This window comes from Rhodococcus sp. 4CII, from assembly GCF_014256275.1.
In the GTDB taxonomy this organism is placed as follows: Bacteria; Actinomycetota; Actinomycetes; order Mycobacteriales; family Mycobacteriaceae; genus Rhodococcus_F; species Rhodococcus_F wratislaviensis_A.
Window position 1 is genome coordinate 5504969 of sequence record NZ_JACCFE010000002.1, and the last position, 18700, is coordinate 5523668.

The window sequence follows — 18700 nt, forward strand, 5'->3', positions numbered from 1 at the left end:
ATGAACCGATCGAGAAGAACGAGGCGGCTTCTGGGCGCCGTGACGGTGGGCGTAGTGGTACTGACGGTGCCGGCCTGCTCCCTGGGCCCGGACGACCTCCCCTCGGTCCGTGCCGGCGTCGGGGAAACCTACGACCTTTCGCTCGAGTTCACCAGCGTGATGAACCTGCCTGCGGGCGCCGACGTGATGATGGACGGGTTGCGGGTCGGCGAGGTCCGGTCCCTGCAGGTGTCCGGGCCGATCGTGACGGTGTCGGCGGGCATCGGAAGCGGCACCCGAATCCCGGCCGACGCGCGCGCGATCGTCCGTCAGGACACGCTCCTGGGCGACACGTACATCGCGGTCACCGATGAGGGCGGCGGTGCGGCCGGCGAGTATCTGCCCGCCGGGGGCACCATTCCCGTGAGCCGCACCATCTCGCCGCCGCAACTGGAGGACACCATCGCGGTGCTGGCGAAATTCGTCAACGGCGGCAGTATCCAGCGGATCGAAGACGTGATGGCCCGGGTGAATTCCGTGGTGCCGCCACTCCCGGCCGTACGCGACGTGGCGTCCGTGGCGGCGCTGGACATGCGGGACCTCGCGGGGCGAACCGAGGAGATCGATCGGACGTTGTCGGGGTTGAACGAGACCGCGCTGTCGTTCGACGACCGGACCGATGCCTTGTCGGCGATGTTCGACAGTTCCAGCGTGCACTACTGGCGGCGACTCGCGATCTCGGTCGTCGCCCACATCGGCCAGATCCTGCCGTCCGTCGGCAGCGTCTACGAAGGCGGACTGTGGATGGTTCCCATGCTGAACTCCCTCGCCGACACGGGGGACGTGGCGCGCGAGGCCTGGGACGAGGCGCCGGACACGACCGTCGTGCTGTCCCGCTTCCTGCGGAGCAGGATCGTGCCGTTCGCGCAGAAGCCGTCCGTCGACATCGAGGGCATCGAATCAGCCGGGGGAGACCAGATCGTGGCCGACGCGGAGAACCTGCTCCGCATGCTGGGAGCAGTGAAATGACCGTGAAGACGCAATTGTCGATCGTCGGCATGGTGGTGATCGCCGTGTTGTCGTTCCTCTACATGGGCCGAGCGGGGTTGCACGTGAGCCGATTCGACGACGTGCGCACCGCCACGCTGGACGTGCCGGACACGAACGGACTCGTCGTCGGCTCACGGGTTCTGCTCCGCGGGGTGGCAATCGGGCACATCAGTGACATGACGACGTCGGCAGATCACATCGAAGTCGCCTGGAACTACGAGAACGGCCGGTCGATCCCCGCCGACAGCGCGTTCCGGGTCGACAATCTCTCGGCACTGGGCGAGCCGTATCTCGCCGTTCTGCCCTCGTCGAACGCCGGACCGTATCTCGAGGACGGTGCCACGGTCCCGGCGTCGCAGGTGGTGGTGCCGACGACGTTCAAGGAGCTCTCGGAACGCCTGACCAGGCTTCTCGAACAGGTGGATCCCGAACGGGTGCAGTCGATCTTCGACACGATCGACGTCGCGCTGCCCGACGACTTCGCAGTCCTGAACAATCTCAACCGTGCCGGCGAACTACTCGCCGCGACGCTCAGCCAGCAGTCCGACACCCTCACCACGTTGTTCGACACCCTGCAGCCCTTGCTGATGGACAGCGCCACCGTCCCGGAAGGATTCCGGGGCACGACACCGATCGTCGCCGAGTTCGGCAGCGGGTTCCACGACGTGCTCGGCGGAATCCGCTTCGCCACCGAGAAGGGTCCGCTGCGCGACGGAATCGCCAACGGGGCAAGCCCTTTCATCGGGGAGCTACAGACCTTCCTCGACCACACGGCCCCGGACCTCCAGGTGATCGGCGTGAATCTTCTCCCCTCGGTCCAGGCCGGAGCGGCCGCGATGCGGACCGTCGACGTAGGCCGCTTGCTCGACAACGTCATGGCGGCCACCACATCCGGAGACGCACTGACAGTCCACCTCAGCCCGTCCGGGCGGTAGAACCGACCGGACCCGACCCGTCCTCGATCGTCCACCCCGGAGATCGGGCAGCCCAGCGAAAGGCGAACGATGCAGAAATCGATGGAACTCGTGAACCCCGGAACCACTCCTGAGACCGATCACTCCGATGGTGCGGGCGATCGCGAGCGTCGAGCGGGCAGGAACGTGCCGCTGCAATCGGTGGTGATCGGGGGCCTGGTCGCCGTTCTCGTCGTCGCACTGGCGGTGCTCGGGTGGCAACTCCGCAGCACGACGCACGAACTCGACCAGCTCCACGACGCGGCGGCGAGCACGCAGCAGGCGGAACGGATCGCCCTCGACTACGCGACCGGCGCCGCCGAAATGGACTTTCGCGACCTGCCCGCGTGGCGGACACGGCTGACGGCGGGAACGTCCCCGGAACTGTCGAACCGCCTCACTCAGGCGGCGACGTCGATGGAGCAGATCATTGCTCCGCTGCAATGGACGTCGACCGCACAACCGATCTCGGCGAAAGCCGAACCGGGACCGGACGGAACCTATTCGGTGGATTGCTTCGTCAGCGTCCTGACGAAGAACAGTCAGGCACCCGACGGGCTGCAGTCGACAGCCACCTACAAGATGACCGTCGACAGCGGTAACGAGTGGAAGATCACCGAGATCAGCGGAATCGACTCGGCACTCGACGGCGACACGGCGCCGCGGTGACCGGTGAGTCGTGCGCGGCGGTCTCTCAGCGACCGGCCGGCAACAGCGAGGGGATGACGAAGGCCCGGATCTTCTCGCGGAATCGTTCGAGCGAGCCGGTTCCGCCGTTGAGCTGGCTGATGCACATGATCTCGAGTTCCGAGATCCATTCGCACAGCAGCGTCAGGTCGACGTCCGCCCGGATGTCGCCGGCCTCCTGCGCCTCGCGCAGAATCGGCTCCCACAGTTCACTCGTGAGTTCGACGGCCTTGCCCGACGTGGTCAGCAGGGAGTTCGCCAGGGTCATTTCCGACGGGGAGACGAGGAGGTGAACCATCGGGTCGCGCAGACCGCTCTCGACGTTCTGGCAGATGCCCTCGACGAGTCTCTCCTCGATCGTGGGCCACTTCGCGATGAACGCGCGGGCGGGCGCCATGTTCGTGCGCGCGCGTCGCGCGACCGATTCGATGATCAGGCTCTCGCGGTCCGAGAAGTACCGGTAGACGGTCGCGCGGGACATGTCGGCCGCGCGGGCGACGTCTTCCATGGTCGTCTTCGTGATTCCGAAACGTTCGAAGCACGACTCCGCTGCGGAGAGGATCGTCGAGCGGACGTCGGTCGCGGGGTCGTTTCCAGTCCTTGCAGCCACCAGGAAACAGTACCGCCACCATTTGCGTGAGACGCTAGACAACGAATGTCTCATGTGCCACTCTCGGTGCATGGAGCGCGAAGACAAGATCACACTCACCGAGCGACTGATCGCACATGTCGACAACAACAGCACCGACTACGCGGACGACCTGCTTCGAGTGCCGTTCTCGGTGTTCACCGACCCCGAACTCGCCGAACGCGAGCGCACGGTGGTCCGGCGACTGCCGCACATCGTCGCCCATGTCGACGAGCTGAAGAAGGCGGGCGACTTCGTCACGACCGAGCTGATCGGCACACCGCTGCTGGTAGTGAAACAGACGGACGGCAGCGTCAAGGCCTTCTCCAACGTGTGCAGGCACCGGGGCTCGAAGGTGGAGTTCGACGAATCGGGATGCAAGCGTATCTTCAGCTGCCCGTATCACAACTGGGCGTACGGCCGCGGCGGGGATCTGCGGGGAATGCCGCACGCGGAAGGCTTCGACGGCATGGACCGCTCGCAGTACGGGCTCGTCGAGTTCCCCTGCGAGGTGCGGCACGGTCTGGTCTGGGTGGTTCCGACGGTCGGCGCCGATCTCGACATCGCCGGCATCCTCGGCGCCAAGCACGACGCGGAGGTGACGGCGACCGGAATGGCCGAGTCGTTCCAGGTGCGCAAGGAGACCTGGAAACTCGACATGAACTGGAAGATCGCCGTCGACGGCGTCCAGGACTCGTACCACCTCTGCCAGTTGCACACCAAGACCGTGTGCAACTACCTCGAGGGCAACATCACGGCGTACGACCTGGTCGACCGTTCGTGGCGAATCGTCGTGGCCCGCAAGTCGATCACCGAGGTGCGCGGAGCGGACCCCGACTCGTTCGACGTCCGCGACTATTCCCTCGCGAACTACACGATCTACCCGGGCACGATGCTCGTGACCGAGCCCAACCACTTCGAGATCTGGACGATCGTGCCCGACACCGAAGATCCCAACGTCTCCTACTGCACCATTCGTCTCCTCTCCCCGAAGGAGCCCGAGACGCCGCGGGAGAAGCTGATTCTCGACAAGAACTGGGAACTCCTCATGGAGACGTTGCACGCCGAGGACTGGTTCGTCACCAAGACGATCACAGCCAACGCCGCGCACGGCCAGGTCGACGAGCTGATCTACGGACGGAACGAGCTCCCCGGTCAGGTGTTCCACAAGATGATCACCCGGGATGCTGAGGAGGTCGCTCGGCAGGAGGCCGCGGTCGGCGGTGCGAAGTGACATCGGGCGACCTGCGGCGTTCGTCTCCGGCGCCGGGGGTTCTGCAGCTCGACCTCGCTCGGCCGGACGTGCACAACGCGATCTCCCTCGGCCTGCAGCGTGAGCTCGATGCCGCGCTCGCCGACGCCGCGGACGATCCCGGCGTTCGGGTGGTGGTGCTGGCGGGAGACGGTCCGGCGGCCTTCTCTGCCGGATACGACCTGAAGGAACTCCGGGCGATGACGGCGGACGCCCGCGCCACGAGCATGCTCGAGCGGGACGAACTGCTGTGGAAGTACTTCACCTTCCCCAAGCCGACGGTCGCCGCCGTCCACGGGATGGCCTACGGCGCAGGAACCCTGCTGGCGGTGTGTTCGGACCTGCGGGTGGGCGGCCCCGGCACCAGCATCACCGTCACCGCGGCGAAGTACGGCGGCGCCAACCTCACGTGGGTACTCGACCACCTGATCGGCGCGGGGCAGGCCCGCGACCTGCTGATGACCTCACGGACCGTGGCCGGTGAGGAGGCCTTCCGGATGGGACTCGTCTCCCGGTATGCGGCCGACGGCGACGTCCTCGGATCCGCGCTCGAGACGGCCGGTCAGATCGCAGCCCAACCGCCGGAATCGATGCGCGAGATCAAGGCACTGCTGCTCGAGGGTCCGGGCCGTGATCTGCGGAGCCGGTACGACCGGGAGAACGTCGCGTCGCGCACGACGCTGCGGCCGCGTCCGGTCGAGGAGATGTTCACGTCGTACTTCGGAAGTCGCGCGCAGTGACCCGCACGAGCCCGGTCCTCACCACGGAAAGCGAGGTCCGGATGGACGCCGCCGTCTCGACTCGCGACGACATCTGGAGTCCCAGCTGGGACGACCCCTTCGAACCGACCGCGGACGGCGACGACGAGTTCGCGGAGTTGGCCTGCGCCCTGCGCTCGGTGCAGGAGGCCGTCACCCGCAGTCGCCCGAACCCGGACGCGGCGGGCCGCGCGGCGCGTGTGCTCCGGGACCTCGCGACCCGGCTCGCCGAGTTCGAGGTCGGTGAGGACGAGCAGATCGCCGGTCGGCGCTGGGATCTCCCGGGACGGGGGCAGACCCTCACACCGCCCCTTCATCTCGACGAGGTGACCGCGGACCGGGCACGTGGGCGCGTCACCGTCGGCAGATTCCACTCCGGGCGATACGCCATGAACGGCGGTGTGACACCGCTGATCTTCGACGAAATCCTCGCGCGCCTCGCCAACAGTTCCGGCAGGCCCTGGGCCCGCACGGCGTACCTGCATGTCAACTACCGGGCGCCCGCACCACTCGACGTCGAACTGCGGGTGGAGGCCGAGTTCGCCGGTCAGGACGGCCGCAAACGTTTCATGCGCGGTGCGATGTATCACGGCGACGTTCTCGTCGCCGACGTCGACGGGCTCTGGATCGAACTGAAACCTGAACAGACACACAATGTCTCGCTGGCCGTGGGTCGCGAGGAGGAGGATTCATGAGTGGGTACTCGCTGCTGGACGGCGTCCGCATCCTCGAGGTCGCGCAGCTGGCGCCGTCGTCGCTCGGCGGACATCTCGCCGATCTGGGCGCCGACGTGATCAAGATCGAATCCGGCCCCCTCGGGGATCCGGTGCGCATCGGTGGCAGCCGAGCCGTCGGCTGTGCGGACGGTCCGGCGTTCATGCACCTGCGGTGGAATCGCGGAAAGCGAAGCGTCGCCCTCGACCTGCGCACCACCGAGGGCAAGCAGGCGTTCCTCGACATCGCGCGGTCGTGCGACGCGGTGATCGAAGGGATGCGCGGCGGATACCTCGACTGGCTCGGGATCGGGTACGAGGCTCTGCGACAGGTGAATCCGAAGATCGTGCTGTGCACGGTGTCCGGGATGGGCACGGACGGTCCATACCGAGTGCTCGGCACCGGGGGGCCGGTGTTCGACGCGTACGCCGGGCTCCGCGAGGTGAGTACTCCCGCCGAGCCGCCGACCGAGGGCATGGCGGGATCGACGACGCCGCCGATCGCGATGTACGCGCTCGGCGCGTACGGGGCGATGGGGCTGCTCGCCGCGTTGCGCAAGGCGGGAGCTACCGGTGTCGGCTGCCACGTCGAGGTGGCGGGCATCGACGTCGCGGCCGCGTGGATGCCGGACGCGGTGGACGCGGAGTTGAACAGGGACCGTTCGATGCCGCGTCCGTCCTGGCTCCCGGACGGCCGTCTGCCCGATTGGCCGCGGCTCGAGGCCTACCGCACCAGCGACGGCGAGGCGATCCTGTTCGGCTCGCACGTGGAGAAGTTCTGGCACAACTTCCTGGTCGCGGTCGAGCGCGAAGACCTGATCGGCGTCGACCTCACCAGTACCGACCACGGTGCCCCCGCCCGCGCGGACCTGGTGTGGCGTGCGTTGACGGAGATCTTCGCGCGGCGCACCCGCGCCGAGTGGGTGCAGCTGTTCCTGGAACACGGCATCGCGGGAGGTCCGGTCAACAACGTGGCCGACATGCTCGCGGACCCGCACTTCCAGGCGCGGGAGAACACCTACCGGGTGGACTACCAGGGGGTCGGTGAGCTCGAGTTCGTGGTCAGCCCGGTGCGCGTCGCCGGGGAGAAGTTCGCGCCCACCCTGCCGCCGGTTCTGGGTGCGGACACGACGGACGTGCTGCGGTCGGTGGCAGGGTACGACGACCGGCGGATCGCGGCGGCCACCGACCCGGCGAGCTCTCGGCGCGGGGCCTCGTCGGACGGCTGACCGCGCGCATACCGAAGAAGCGACACTCACACGAAATATGTTGTGTGGGTGTTGTTTTCGTGCAAATCGTCGGTTCTGCAAGATGTCCGAAATTTCCGAATCGAGCATTGCGTCTTTCGCCTACAACTGTTAGGTTTACGGCACACGAAGTGAGGGTGGTCACACCCGGTTGACGAGCACGAGGAGCACAGATGAATCTCGCGGACCTGACCCGGTTCTGGGGCAAAACGCGTTCGCAGCAGCAGGCCATCGTGTTCGGGGACACGTCGCAGACCTGGGCCGAGGTCGACGCGATCACCGACGCGCTCGCCCGCGGTCTGGCGGCGCGTGGAGTCCGCAAGGGCGATCGGGTGGCGGTGATGATGCTCAATCGCCCCGAACTCGCGCACATCATCCTGGCGACCCTCAAGCTCGGCGCGATCAGTGTCCCGCTCAACTTCCGGCTCACCGCGAAGGAGCTGGCGCCGATGGTGGTCGACTCCGCGCCGCGCGTCGTGGTCGTCGAGGACGGCTTCGCGTCGCTGCTCGAGGCCGCCGCCGAGCAGACCGAGTTCGAGACCTACGCGATCGGGGGCGACGCCCACCCGCCGTACGAGCGGCTGATCGACCCGGGGACCGCGCCCGTCGTCGCCATCGACGCGGACGACCCGGGCTTCATCTGCTACACCTCGGGGACCACCGGCGTCCAGAAGGGTGCCCTGATCACGCACCGCAACGCGATGACTCCCGGCATCTCGCAGTCCATCACGTTCGGTTTCTCCCACCGGGACAGGGTGCTGTGCTCCGCCCCGCTGGTGTACACCGGCTCCGTCCTGTCGATCTTCATGCAGCTCGTCGTCGTGCCCGGCGCGACGATGGTCCTGCTGCGCGAGTACGACCCGGAGATAGCCCTCGACACCTTCGAGCGTGAGCAGATCACCGCCACCACGACCGTCCCGGTGATCTGGGAACGGATGACGATGCTGCCCGACTTCGGCGGCCGCAAGCTTGCGAAATTCACGTTCGCCGGCACTGGTGGCGCGCCGGTCAGCCTGGACCTGCTCGACTTCTACCGCTCGCACGGCATCCCACTCACCCAGTGCTACGGCCTGACCGAGGCGTCCGGCATGGTCTCGACCCTCGCCTACGAGGACGCCGTGTCGCGCCCCGGCTTCGCCGGGCTGCCGCTGGTCGGCACCCACATTCGGATCGGCGATCCGGGCGTCGACACCCCGGCCGGGGAGGTCGGCGAGATCCTGGTCCGCGGCGAGCACGTGCTGCGGGAGTACTGGAACAAGCCCGAGGCCACCGCGGCGACCCTCGGCGACGGGTGGCTCCGCACCGGCGACCTCGGCATGCAGGACGAGGGCGGATTCCTCAAGATCGTCGATCGCAGCAAGGACATGCTGATCTCCGGCGGTCTCAACGTCTATCCCGCCGAGATCGAGAAGGCGTTGCACGGCATCGACGGCCTGGTCGATCTCGCCGTCATCGGTGTCAAGGACGACCGGTGGGGCGAGGTGCCGATGGTGGTGTTCCACAGCGAGCGTCCCGCCGCCGAGATCGTCGCCGACATCGCGGAGGTCGCCGGCGAGAATCTCGCGAAGTTCAAGCGCCCCAAGCACGCGGTCGCCCTCGGTGAACCCCTGCCGCGCACGTTCTCCGGCAAGCTCGCGAAACCGACTCTGCGCCAGCGCTTCCCCGAGGCGCCCGCCGACGCACTCGCGGTCGACGGCACCGTCACGCCCGTCTAGGGCATCCAGTTCGCTTCATCTCCCCGCAATTCCCCCTCCCGAGAGGAATGCACATCGTGGCCCCCACGCGTGAAGTCAACATCTCCCAGCTCATCGACGCCGCACCGGTGTCAGCCCTCCAGAAGCGTGCCATCGCGCTGTGCCTGGCGCTCGCAATTCTCGACGGCATGGACGCCCAGTTGATCGGATTCGCGATTCCCGCCCTGTCGGAGGACTGGGGCCTGTCCAAGGCCTCGTTCGGACTGTTGCTGGCGCTCAGCAGCGGCGCGATGGTCGTGGGCAGCCTGCTGTTCGGCCCCGTCGCCGACCGGTGGGGCCGGCGACGGGTGATCCTGCTGTGTACCGTGCTGTTCGCGGTGTTCACACTCGCGTCCGCGTTCGCCCCGTCGATGGGTGTGCTGATCGTGCTCCGCATCCTTGCCGGGATCGGGCTCGGCGGCGTCACCCCGAATCTGATCGCACTGACCAGTGAGTACACTCCCGCACGCAGCCGCTCCACTCTGGTCACCATCGTCGTCGCGGGCATGTCTCTCGGTGGATTCCTCGGCGGACTTGCTGCCGCTCAACTGATTCCGGCGTACGGGTGGCAGTCGATCTTCGTGGCCGGTGGCGTCCTCCCACTGATCGTGGCGGCCCTGGCGTGGGCCGGGCTGCCCGAGTCGGGCAAGTTCCTCGCTGCCCGGGGTGATCGCGGCGGCGCCGCGAAGATCCTCTCGGCGATCGCCCCGCACGCCGGCATCGACGGTTCGGTGACGTTCACCGTGGACGCCGCGGCGTCCACCAGATCGCCCATTCGTGCGCTGTTCGCCCGGGGCCGGGCGCTGGACACGATCCTGCTGTGGGTGGTGTTCGTCATCAACTTCCTGGTGATCTACTTCCTGTTCGGGTGGATGCCGTCGCTGTTCAGCCAAGCCGGGCAGAGTGCGTCCCACGCGATCCTCGCCGCGGCGCTGTTCAACCTCGGCGGCATGGCGGGCGCGCTGTCCGTCGGGTGGATCACCGACCGGGTCGGCACCGCGTGGGCCCGGTCCCGGGGTTCGGACGCCGCCTACGCAGTGGTCATGGCGGGCTACACCCTCGGGGCGCTGTTCATCGGCGCCGTCGCGATGCTGCTCGCGAATTCCACACTGCTGCTGATCGCGATCTGCATCGTCGGTTTCGGGATCTCCGGCAGTTCGGCCGGCATCATCGCGATCGCCGCGTCGATCTATCCGGTGGCAGCACGCTCGACCGGGATCGGCTGGGCCATGGGAGTCGGTCGCATCGGATCGATCGCCGGACCGACGCTGGGTGCCGCCCTGATCGCCGCCGGAATGGACGCCCGCACCATCTTCCTGCTCATGATCGTGCCGACCGCCACCGCCGTTCTCACCCTCGGGGTGCTGTTCGTGCGGGAGCGTCTTCGCGGACGCACCGTCGTCGACGCCACGCAGTCGGCCTCCGTGGCCGAGGCGCACTGAGCCCATGCGACCCGTCACGTCCCGGTGTACCTCGTACTGCAGGCTGTGTGCGTCCTCGTGCGGGGTCCTGCTCGACGTCGAGGACGGGCGGATCGCACGGGTGCTCGGCGACGCCCACCACCCGATCTCCGGTGGGTACACCTGCCCGAAGGGGCGCCGCGGGGGCGACCTCGTCCACGGTCCGGACCGGCTCACCACGTCGATGCGGCGCACCGCCGCCGGTACCCATGAGCCGGTCCCGGTGGCGGCGGCCGTCACCGAAATCGCGGCCCGGTTGCGCGCCATCGTGGACCGCCACGGACCGGACGCGGTCGCCCTGTTCATGGGAACGCAGCAGAACTTCGCCGCACTCACCCCGCCGATGGCCCGGGCCTGGTTCCGGGGCACCGGCTCGCACAAGCTGTTCTCCACGATGACCATCGACCAGTCCGCGAAATGGGTTGTCGCCGAACGGATGGGAACCTACCTGGGCGGCCGGCAGCGGTTCGAGGACGCCGATGTGTGGTTGCTGGCCGGCACCAACCCCGTCGTCTCCGGCAACGGCGGCGACGGGGACGGCGCGGTAGTGCAGAACCCGTCCGTCACCCTCCGGGCGGCACGGGAGCGGGGACTGCGGCTGATCGTCGTCGACCCGCGGCGCACCGAGACCGCGGCCCTGGCCGACGTGCATCTGGCGCCCCGGCCGGGGACGGACGCGGTGCTGTTCGCCGGCCTCCTGCACGTCGTCCTCACCGAGCACCGCCACGACGCCGACTTCTGCCGCCGGTACACCGCCGATCTGGCCTCGCTCGTCGATGCCGTGTCCGACGTGACCCCCGCGGTCGTGCAGCGGATCTGCGGCGTCCCCGCCGACCGGGTCCGCGACGCCGCACGGGTGTTCGCGGGCGGGAGCAGGGGAATGGCGACGAGCGGAACGGGGCTGTGCATGGGCCCGCACTCGAACCTCGCCGAGCACCTCGTCGCCGCCCTCAACGTGGTGTGCGGCCGGTATCTGCGCGAGGGGGAGCGGGCCGACGACCGCGCCGTCCTGACCTTGCACCAGGCCGCCCGGGCGGAGATCGCCCCGCCCACCCGGGCCTACGAGCGCGGATTCCGCAGCCGGATCGGTGACGTGCGGGCCATCCGCGGCGAACTGCCGTCCGGCATCCTCGCCGACGAGATCCTCGAACCCGGCCCCGACCGGGTCCGGGCGCTGATCGTCTCCGGGGGAAACCCGGCGGCGGCTCTGCCCGACCGTGGGAAGGCGTTGCGCGCGTTGCGTTCCCTGGACCTTCTGGTGTGCGTCGATCCCCGGATGTCGGATACCGCACGACTCGCCGATTACGTGATCGCCCCGACGACGATGTACGAACGCGCCGACCACACCGCGATCATGGAGCCGTTCTTCCCGCGCCCGTTCGCGCAGTTCACTCCCGCTGTCGTGGCGCCGCCGCCCGGCGTCGTCGACGACTGGCGGTTCTTCCTCGACCTCGCCGCAGCCTCGAGGCAGCCGGTCAAGTTCGCCGGCCGCATCCTCGATCCGGGCGCACCGCTGACATCGGAGGAGTTGCTGGCGATGACGGCCGAGCGCGGACGCGTCCCGTTCGCCGACCTGGTCGCCGCCCGGCACGGGCATCTCGCCGGGGACAGTGGCGCCGTCGTGGGCCCGGCGACCGAGGAGGGGGCCGGGCACCGGCTGGCGTTGATGCCGGACGATGTGCGCGCCGAACTGCGCGCGGCGCTGACCGACACGGCTGTCACCGAACAGTTTCCGCTGCTGCTCACGGTGCGCCGGATTCGCGAGGCCGTGAACTCCACCGGCACCCGGGTTCCGGGGCTCGTCCCGGGAGGCACCAACCCGGCGGGACTGCACCCGGACGACCTCGCCGGTCTCGGGATCGCCGACGGACAGGTGGTGACACTGCGTTCGGTGTCCGGGCGGCTGCGGGCGACCGTGCGGGCGGACGCCACCCTCGCCCGGGGCACCGTCTCGATGACGCACTGCTTCGGCAGCGTCGACCCGCGGGGGGACGTCGGAGTGAACGTGAACGCGCTCACCGGAACGGGCGACGGGGTGCAGACGATCAACGCGATGCCGACCATGACCGCCGTTCCCGTCACGGTCGAGCGAGCGGCCCCCGAGGAGGACGTGTGAAGACCGGCACCGAACCGATTTCCGGCCACCGCATCTGCCCGCTGTGTGAGTCGACGTGCGGGCTGCTCGTCGAACTCGACGGTCGCCACATCGTGCGGGTCGCGCCCAACCCCGACGACGTGCTGAGCGCCGGGCACAGTTGCGCGAAGGGACTCGGCCTCGGGCGGATCGAGGGCGACCCGGACCGGATCCGGACCCCGCTCCTGCGCACCGCGGACGGAGGATTCCGGGAGGCCGGCTGGGACGAGGCATTCGCCGAGATCGAGTGCAGACTACCGGAATTCGTCGCCGGTGATCCGGGAAGTTGCGCGATTTACCACGGGAATCCGGCCGCCCACCACCTGGACGCCACCTTCTATCTGGGCGAGCTGATCGGCGCGCTCGGCACCCGGAACATCTACTCGCCCGCCAGCGTCGACACCTGGCCGAAGAACCTCGCCCACATGCTGCTGTACGGCACCGGGCTGGGGATGAGCCTGCCCGACCTCGACCGCACCGACTACCTGCTGATCCTCGGTTCGAATCCGATGGTCTCCAACGGCAGCACCGTCACCGCGCCCGGCATGCACCACCGATTGCAGGCGCTGCGCGACCGGGGCGGCACCCTCGTCGTGGTGGACCCGGTGCGCACCCGGACCGCCGAGGTCGCGGACGTGCACGTGGCGATCCGCCCCGGCACCGACGCCCTGTTCCTGCTCGGGGTGCTGTCCGTCGTCGCGACCGAGGGTCTCGCCCGGCCCGACCGGGTGCCCACAGTCGTGGACGGCCTGGACGACGCACTGGCGATGGCGGCCGAGTACACCCCCGGCGCCGTCGCCGACGTGTGCGGCATCGACGTCGACATGATCCGCGACGTGGCCCGCGGTTTCGCGGGAGCATCGGCGGCGGTGGCGCATTCGCGTATCGGGACGTGCATGCAGGAGTTCGGCACCCTCGCGAACTGGCTCGTCGAGGTCCTCACGATCGTCACGGGAAATCTCGACCGGCCCGGTGGCGCGATGTTCGCGCTGCCGCCGAGCGGAGGCCAGAACACGTGGCCGGTGACCAGGCCGCCGAAGCTGATGTTCGACCGGTGGCGCTCGCGGGTGCGCGGCCTGCCGGAGGCGATGGGGGAGTTGCCCGCGGTGTGCTTCGCCGAGGAGATCCTCACCCCTGGGCCGGGCCGCACCCGGGCGCTGATCACCCTCGCCGGCAACCCCGCCCGCTCGCTACCCAACAGCGGCGCGATCGAGGACGCGCTCGGAGCGCTGGAGTTCATGGTGTCGGTGGACTGCTATCTCAACGAGACCACCCGGCACGCGGACGTGATCCTGCCCCCGCCCCCGGTGATCACCCGTGGCCATCACGACGTGACCCTGAACCACTTCCAGATTCGGAACGTCGCCCGCTACACCCCGCCGCTGCTGGACCTCGCGGACGGCGAGTTGGCGGAATGGCAGATCCTGTTGCGGCTGGCCGCGATCGCCAGGGGAACGCCGGACCGTTCGGTCACCGAAATGGACGAGGAGGTGGCCGCCGTCGCCGCTCGGCGCGCCGCGACACTCGTCGGCTGCGAGCCGGAACGGGCGCTGCGCAGCACGGCCGGTCGCAACGGGCCCCAGCGGCTGCTGGACCTGCGGTTGCGCAGCGGACCCTACGGCGACCGTTTCGGCCTCGATCCGGATGGCCTGACTCTCGCGCTGCTGGAGGACAACCCGGACGGCATCGACTACGGGCCGCTGCAACCGCGCATCCCCGAGGTGCTGCGCACACCGAACGGCCGGGTCGACCTGATGCCGGAGATGATCACCGCGGACCTGCCGCGACTGCGGGCGACCATGACGAGGGCGGCACCGGATCTGCTGCTGATCAACCGGCGGCAGCGCCGGGGAATGAATTCGTGGCTGCACAACGCGCTTCCGCAGCCGGACGGCGGCCAGTGCGCGCTGCTGATCGGTCCGCACGACGCGGCCGAGCGCGGCCTCGTCGGCGGCGATCGGGTGGCGGTGACGTCGAAGGTCACCACCGTGACCGCCGAGTTGCGGATCGACGACACGCTGCGTCCCGGTGTGGTGAGCATGCCGCACGGGTGGGGCCACGACGGGCCGGGACTGCGGACGTCCCGGTCGGCATCGGTCCCCGGCAGCAACTACAACGCCCTGGTGGACGACACCACCGACCTCGAGGCGCTGACGGCGTCCCCGATCTTCAACGGCGTCCCGGTCACCGTGACGCGCACGAGCGAGGAGCATCCCTGATGGCGTACGTGGTCACCCAGAACTGTTGCAACGACGCGACCTGCGTTGCGGTCTGCCCCGTCGACTGCATCCACCCGACTCCCGCGGAGCGGGAGTACATGCGAACCGAGATGCTGTACATCGATCCGGCCGCCTGCATCGACTGCGGCGCCTGTTCCGACGTCTGCCCCGTCGACGCGATCGTCCCCGGTGACGAAATCGCACCCGACATCGACCGGTACCGCGACATCAACGCCGAGTACTTCCGGCACAATCCGCGCACGGCCGCGCCGGGCGCGCACGTGCAGCCGCTTCCGCTCGCCCTCGCGACCGCCGCCGTCGACGACCCACCGGCGTTGCGGGTGGCGATCGTCGGATCGGGGCCGTCGGCGTTCTACGCCGCCGAGGAACTGCTGGCGCGCCGCGACATCGCGGCCGAGGTCACGATGTTCGAAAGACTCCCGGTCGCAGGCGGACTCGTGCGGTTCGGCGTTGCGCCGGACCACTGGCACACCAAGACGGTGGACCGGGTGTTCGACCGCACCGCACGGCGGGACGGTTTCACGTTCCATCTCGGCGTCGAGGTCGGGCGGGACGTGACGCTCGACGAGGTGCTGGCGCACCATCACGCGGTGATCCACGCATCCGGAGCGTCCGGGGACCGCCGTCTCGGCATCCCCGGTGAGGACCTGCCGGGCAGCCACGCCGCCCGGGAATTCGTGGCCTGGTACAACGGCCACCCCGAGCACGCCGACCGCAGCTTCGACCTGACCGCGCCGCGTGCGGTCGTGGTCGGCAACGGCAACGTGGCGCTCGACGTAGCGCGCATTCTGGTCAGCGACGTCGAGACCCTGCGCCGCACCGACATCGCCGATCACGCCCTCGTCGCCCTGGCAGGCAGCCGGGTCGAGGAAGTGGTGGTGCTCGGCAGGCGCGGCCCCGAACACGCGGCCTGCACCACACCGGAACTGCTCGCGCTCGGTTCGCTGCCGGGGATCGACGTCCTCGTCGAGGGCCCCGTGGCGGCGGGACCGGACGCCCCGGCGAAGCTGAAGATCCTGGCCGAGTACTCCCGGCGGGAGCCGACGCCGGGGAACAAGCGCATCGTGTTCCGATTCGGCTGTTCCCCAAAGGAAGTGGTCGGCGGCGACCACGTGTCGGCGCTGGCGGTGTCGAACGACGGAGCCGTCGACCGGATCGCGTGCGGGATGGTTCTACGGGCGGTCGGATACCGCGGACTGCCCATCGCCGGTCTGCCGTTCGACGAGACCGCCGGAACCGTCGCCAACGTCGCGGGCCGCGTCGTCGAGGCGGCCACCGGGCAGACCGTCGCCGGGCACTACGTGGCCGGCTGGATCAAGCGCGGTGCGACCGGTGTGATCGGCACCAACCGCTACTGCGCCGCGGAGACCGTCGAGGCCCTCCTCGACGATCACCGCGCGGGCCTGCTCACCGCGCCGACCGGCGCCGCGACGGACCTGACGGCGCTGGTGCGAGAACGCCGGCCCGACGCGCTGGGCGGCGCGGACTGGCGCGCGATCGACCGCTTCGAGCGTGAGCAGGGGCGGGAGGCGGGCCGGCCCCGCATCAAGATCGTCGATGCCGGCGAGGCGGCCGTCGTCGCGGGTGCGGCCACCAGATGAACCCGCCGGAGACGACCCGCGTGCACACGTTCTGCCGGATCTGCGAGCCGGGCTGCGGTCTGCTCGCGGAAGTCCGTGACGACGAGGTCGTCCGGTTGCAGCCCGACAAGGAGCACCCCGTGCACAAGGGGTTCTCCTGCCACAAGGGCGTGCACTACCTCCAGGTGCACCGCGATCCGGACCGGCTCGACCGGCCGCTGAAGAGGACGAACCCGCGGAGCGAGACCCGTGGCGTCTTCGAGCCGGTCGACTGGGATGCCGCGGCGCGCGAGATCGCCATCCGGCTCCGGGAGGTGCGGCGCGCGCACGGCCGCAACGCCCTCGCCGTCTACCAGGGCAACCCGTCGGCGTTCAACGGCGCCTACTACGCCAACGCCGCCACGATCGCGCGCGGCTTCGACACCCGGATGCGCTTCAGCGCCGGAACCCAGGACACATCCGCGAAATACGCCGCCAGCGAGGCGATCTACGGCGCGTCGATGGCCCATCCGATTCCCGACCTGCTGCACACGGACTACTTTCTGTGCCTCGGCAGCAATCCGCAGGTCTCGCACATGACGCTGATCCACATCTCGGATCCGATGGCCAAGATCCGCGCCGTGCGCCGGCGCGGCGGGACCGTGCTGTTCGTCAATCCGCGCCGCATCGAGTCGTCGTCGCCGGAGACCGGTGACGTCCTGCAGATCAAGCCGGACACCGACTTCTACTTCCTCGCCGGGATTCTGCACGAGATCGTCTTCCGGATCGGTTACGACCGGGCCGAGGTGGAGCGGCACGCGCGACACGTCGACGAGTTGCTCGACTTCGTCGGGCGGTATCCCGTCGACCGGATCGCGGCGGTCACCGGAATCCAGGCCGACGCGATCCGCCGGGTCGCGGACGACTTCTGTGCGGCGTCGAGTGCGAGCATCTACATGGCCACCGGCGTGAACCAGGGCCGTCAGGGCGCACTGGCGTACTGGATGCTCACGATGGTGAGCCTGTTCTCCGGCAACCTCGGCAGGCGCGGCGGAAACGTCTACTCCCGCGGCGTCGCCGACGTGGTGCAGAACTCGAAACGCAAGCGGGAAGACCCGTTCTTCGAGGGACCCTTCGGGGAAATGCGCACCGTGAGCGGTGATCTGCCCGCGGCACTGCTCCCGGATTTCATCGAGAACCCCGACGACCCGATTCGCGCGCTGATCGTGGTGTCGGGCAATCCGCTGCTGTCGGTCGGCGGCGACGACCGGCTGCGCCGCGCATTCGAGGAACTCGACCTGATCGTCACCGTCGATCTGTATCGAACGGTCACCGGTGAGATGGCGGACTACATTCTGCCGGCGACGGATTGGCTGGAGCGGGAGGACGTCAACTTCCTGAACACGATGGGCGTCGCGATGGAGCCCTACGTGCAGTACACACCGGCGGTTGTCCCGGCGAAGGGGGAGCGCCGCGACGACTGGTGGATCCTGTCCCGCATCCAGCAGGAGATGGGTGTCTCGACCCTGCTCGACGAGCCGGATCCCGATCCGTTCGCCGCGGTCGATGCGACGATGCGGGAGTCGGGTCTGAGCGTCGAGGCGTTGAAGGCGATGCCCTGCCAGACCGCGGTGCTGCCGGAAGCCGAACCGTCGCACGTATTCAGTATCGCGGTCCAGCACGACGACGGCCTGATCGACTGCTGCCCGGAACTCTTTCGGCGTTCGTACCGGACGGCCGAGCGCATCTTCGAGGAACTGGCCGCGGAGCCCGCCGACCAGCTCAAGTTGATCACCCGTCGCACCAACTTCATGGTCAACAGCTGGCTGCACAACCTTCCGGTATTCAAACAGGGTGTCCACCAGAGCAATCCGCTGTGGATGAACCCGGAGGACGCGCGGTGCCGCGGTCTCGTCGAGGGCGACGACGTCACCGTGCGCAACCGACACGGGGAGGTCGACGCGGTGCTGGTGTGCGACGACACCCTCCGTCCCGGAGTGGTGGCGATGACCCACGGCTGGGGGCAGGGCACTGCCCGGGGGCTGGCCGTCGCGCGCCGCAATCCGGGTGTGAACGTCAACCGGCTCGCGCCCACCGGCCGAGAGGGTTACGACCCGCTCAGCAACCAGTCGCATCTCACCGGCATCAACGTCGAGGTGCGCCCACGGGTGGGGTTCGACCGAAACCTTGCCGGATTTAACAACAACCTTTAGATTTAGCGCTGTGATCGGCGCCACGGAGCATCCGTATGCACGAGGCCGTGTCACGGAGAACTTCGGGTTCGATCCCGCCGGTCGCGGCCGGGCA

The 18700-nt window shown here is 68.8% G+C and carries 14 protein-coding genes; 13 read left to right on the forward strand and 1 reads right to left on the reverse strand.

Features of this window, described 5'->3' with window-relative positions:
• The 3 genes from H0B43_RS26190 (at position 1) to H0B43_RS26200 (ending at position 2651) form a co-directional block, all read left to right on the forward strand.
• Positions 1-1008 (forward strand): MlaD family protein, encoded by a 1008-nt coding sequence (locus H0B43_RS26190; protein WP_185725278.1) that lies wholly within the window; start codon positions 1-3, stop codon positions 1006-1008.
• Positions 1005-1964: an MlaD family protein gene (locus H0B43_RS26195; RefSeq protein WP_185725277.1), complete on the forward strand. Its 960-nt coding sequence runs from the start codon at positions 1005-1007 to the stop codon at positions 1962-1964. Before H0B43_RS26190 ends, H0B43_RS26195 begins: the two co-directional genes overlap by 4 nt.
• A gap of 69 nt (positions 1965-2033) precedes the next feature.
• Positions 2034-2651 (forward strand): hypothetical protein, encoded by a 618-nt coding sequence (locus H0B43_RS26200; RefSeq protein ID WP_185725276.1) that lies wholly within the window; start codon positions 2034-2036, stop codon positions 2649-2651.
• Positions 2652-2676: 25 nt separating this feature from the next.
• On the opposite strand, the gene H0B43_RS26205 is transcribed toward H0B43_RS26200, so the two are convergent.
• Positions 2677-3279: a TetR/AcrR family transcriptional regulator gene (locus H0B43_RS26205; protein ID WP_185725275.1), complete on the reverse strand. Its 603-nt coding sequence runs from the start codon at positions 3277-3279 to the stop codon at positions 2677-2679.
• 70 nt (positions 3280-3349) lie between these two features.
• On the opposite strand from H0B43_RS26205, the gene H0B43_RS26210 reads away from it, so the two are divergent.
• The 10 genes from H0B43_RS26210 (at position 3350) to H0B43_RS26255 (ending at position 18606) form a co-directional block, all read left to right on the forward strand.
• Positions 3350-4531, forward strand: coding sequence for a Rieske 2Fe-2S domain-containing protein (locus H0B43_RS26210; protein ID WP_185725274.1), 1182 nt, complete (start codon positions 3350-3352; stop codon positions 4529-4531).
• Positions 4528-5289, forward strand: a complete 762-nt coding sequence (locus H0B43_RS26215) for an enoyl-CoA hydratase/isomerase family protein (RefSeq protein WP_185725273.1) — start codon at positions 4528-4530, stop codon at positions 5287-5289. The genes H0B43_RS26210 and H0B43_RS26215 overlap by 4 nt, the downstream gene beginning before the upstream one ends.
• A 41-nt stretch (positions 5290-5330) precedes the next feature.
• On the forward strand, positions 5331-6002 hold the full coding sequence (locus H0B43_RS26220; protein ID WP_185729790.1) for a PaaI family thioesterase: 672 nt from the start codon (positions 5331-5333) through the stop codon (positions 6000-6002).
• Entirely contained in the window at positions 5999-7249 is a 1251-nt protein-coding gene (locus H0B43_RS26225; RefSeq protein ID WP_185725272.1) for a CaiB/BaiF CoA-transferase family protein, read from the forward strand. The genes H0B43_RS26220 and H0B43_RS26225 overlap by 4 nt, the downstream gene beginning before the upstream one ends.
• 191 nt (positions 7250-7440) lie before the next feature.
• Complete coding sequence (locus H0B43_RS26230; RefSeq protein ID WP_185725271.1) at positions 7441-8982, forward strand: class I adenylate-forming enzyme family protein; 1542 nt, start codon at positions 7441-7443, stop codon at positions 8980-8982.
• A gap of 56 nt (positions 8983-9038) precedes the next feature.
• Positions 9039-10442 carry an MFS transporter gene (locus tag H0B43_RS26235; RefSeq protein WP_185725270.1) on the forward strand — a complete coding sequence of 468 codons (1404 nt, stop codon included), beginning with the start codon at positions 9039-9041 and terminating at the stop codon, positions 10440-10442.
• 4 nt (positions 10443-10446) lie between these two features.
• Complete coding sequence (locus tag H0B43_RS26240; protein ID WP_185725268.1) at positions 10447-12576, forward strand: molybdopterin-dependent oxidoreductase; 2130 nt, start codon at positions 10447-10449, stop codon at positions 12574-12576.
• Positions 12573-14813, forward strand: coding sequence for a molybdopterin-dependent oxidoreductase (locus H0B43_RS26245; RefSeq protein ID WP_185725267.1), 2241 nt, complete (start codon positions 12573-12575; stop codon positions 14811-14813). Before H0B43_RS26240 ends, H0B43_RS26245 begins: the two co-directional genes overlap by 4 nt.
• Positions 14813-16435 carry an FAD-dependent oxidoreductase gene (locus tag H0B43_RS26250; RefSeq protein ID WP_185725265.1) on the forward strand — a complete coding sequence of 541 codons (1623 nt, stop codon included), beginning with the start codon at positions 14813-14815 and terminating at the stop codon, positions 16433-16435. Before H0B43_RS26245 ends, H0B43_RS26250 begins: the two co-directional genes overlap by 1 nt.
• Positions 16432-18606 carry a molybdopterin-dependent oxidoreductase gene (locus H0B43_RS26255; RefSeq protein ID WP_185725264.1) on the forward strand — a complete coding sequence of 725 codons (2175 nt, stop codon included), beginning with the start codon at positions 16432-16434 and terminating at the stop codon, positions 18604-18606. The genes H0B43_RS26250 and H0B43_RS26255 overlap by 4 nt, the downstream gene beginning before the upstream one ends.
• The last annotated feature ends 94 nt before the right edge of the window (positions 18607-18700 follow it).

Bases quoted from the DNA above. Each gene is read 5' to 3' on its own strand.
- H0B43_RS26240 (WP_185725268.1), top strand. From the start codon at position 10,447: ATGCGACCCGTCACGTCCCGGTGTACCTCGTACTGCAGGCTGTGTGCG.
- H0B43_RS26220 (WP_185729790.1), top strand. From the start codon at position 5,331: ATGGACGCCGCCGTCTCGACTCGCGACGACATCTGGAGTCCCAGCTGG.
- H0B43_RS26250 (WP_185725265.1), top strand. From the start codon at position 14,813: ATGGCGTACGTGGTCACCCAGAACTGTTGCAACGACGCGACCTGCGTT.
- H0B43_RS26230 (WP_185725271.1), top strand. From the start codon at position 7,441: ATGAATCTCGCGGACCTGACCCGGTTCTGGGGCAAAACGCGTTCGCAG.
- H0B43_RS26195 (WP_185725277.1), top strand. From the start codon at position 1,005: ATGACCGTGAAGACGCAATTGTCGATCGTCGGCATGGTGGTGATCGCC.
- H0B43_RS26255 (WP_185725264.1), top strand. From the start codon at position 16,432: ATGAACCCGCCGGAGACGACCCGCGTGCACACGTTCTGCCGGATCTGC.
- H0B43_RS26225 (WP_185725272.1), top strand. From the start codon at position 5,999: ATGAGTGGGTACTCGCTGCTGGACGGCGTCCGCATCCTCGAGGTCGCG.
- H0B43_RS26190 (WP_185725278.1), top strand. From the start codon at position 1: ATGAACCGATCGAGAAGAACGAGGCGGCTTCTGGGCGCCGTGACGGTG.
- H0B43_RS26210 (WP_185725274.1), top strand. From the start codon at position 3,350: ATGGAGCGCGAAGACAAGATCACACTCACCGAGCGACTGATCGCACAT.
- H0B43_RS26200 (WP_185725276.1), top strand. From the start codon at position 2,034: ATGCAGAAATCGATGGAACTCGTGAACCCCGGAACCACTCCTGAGACC.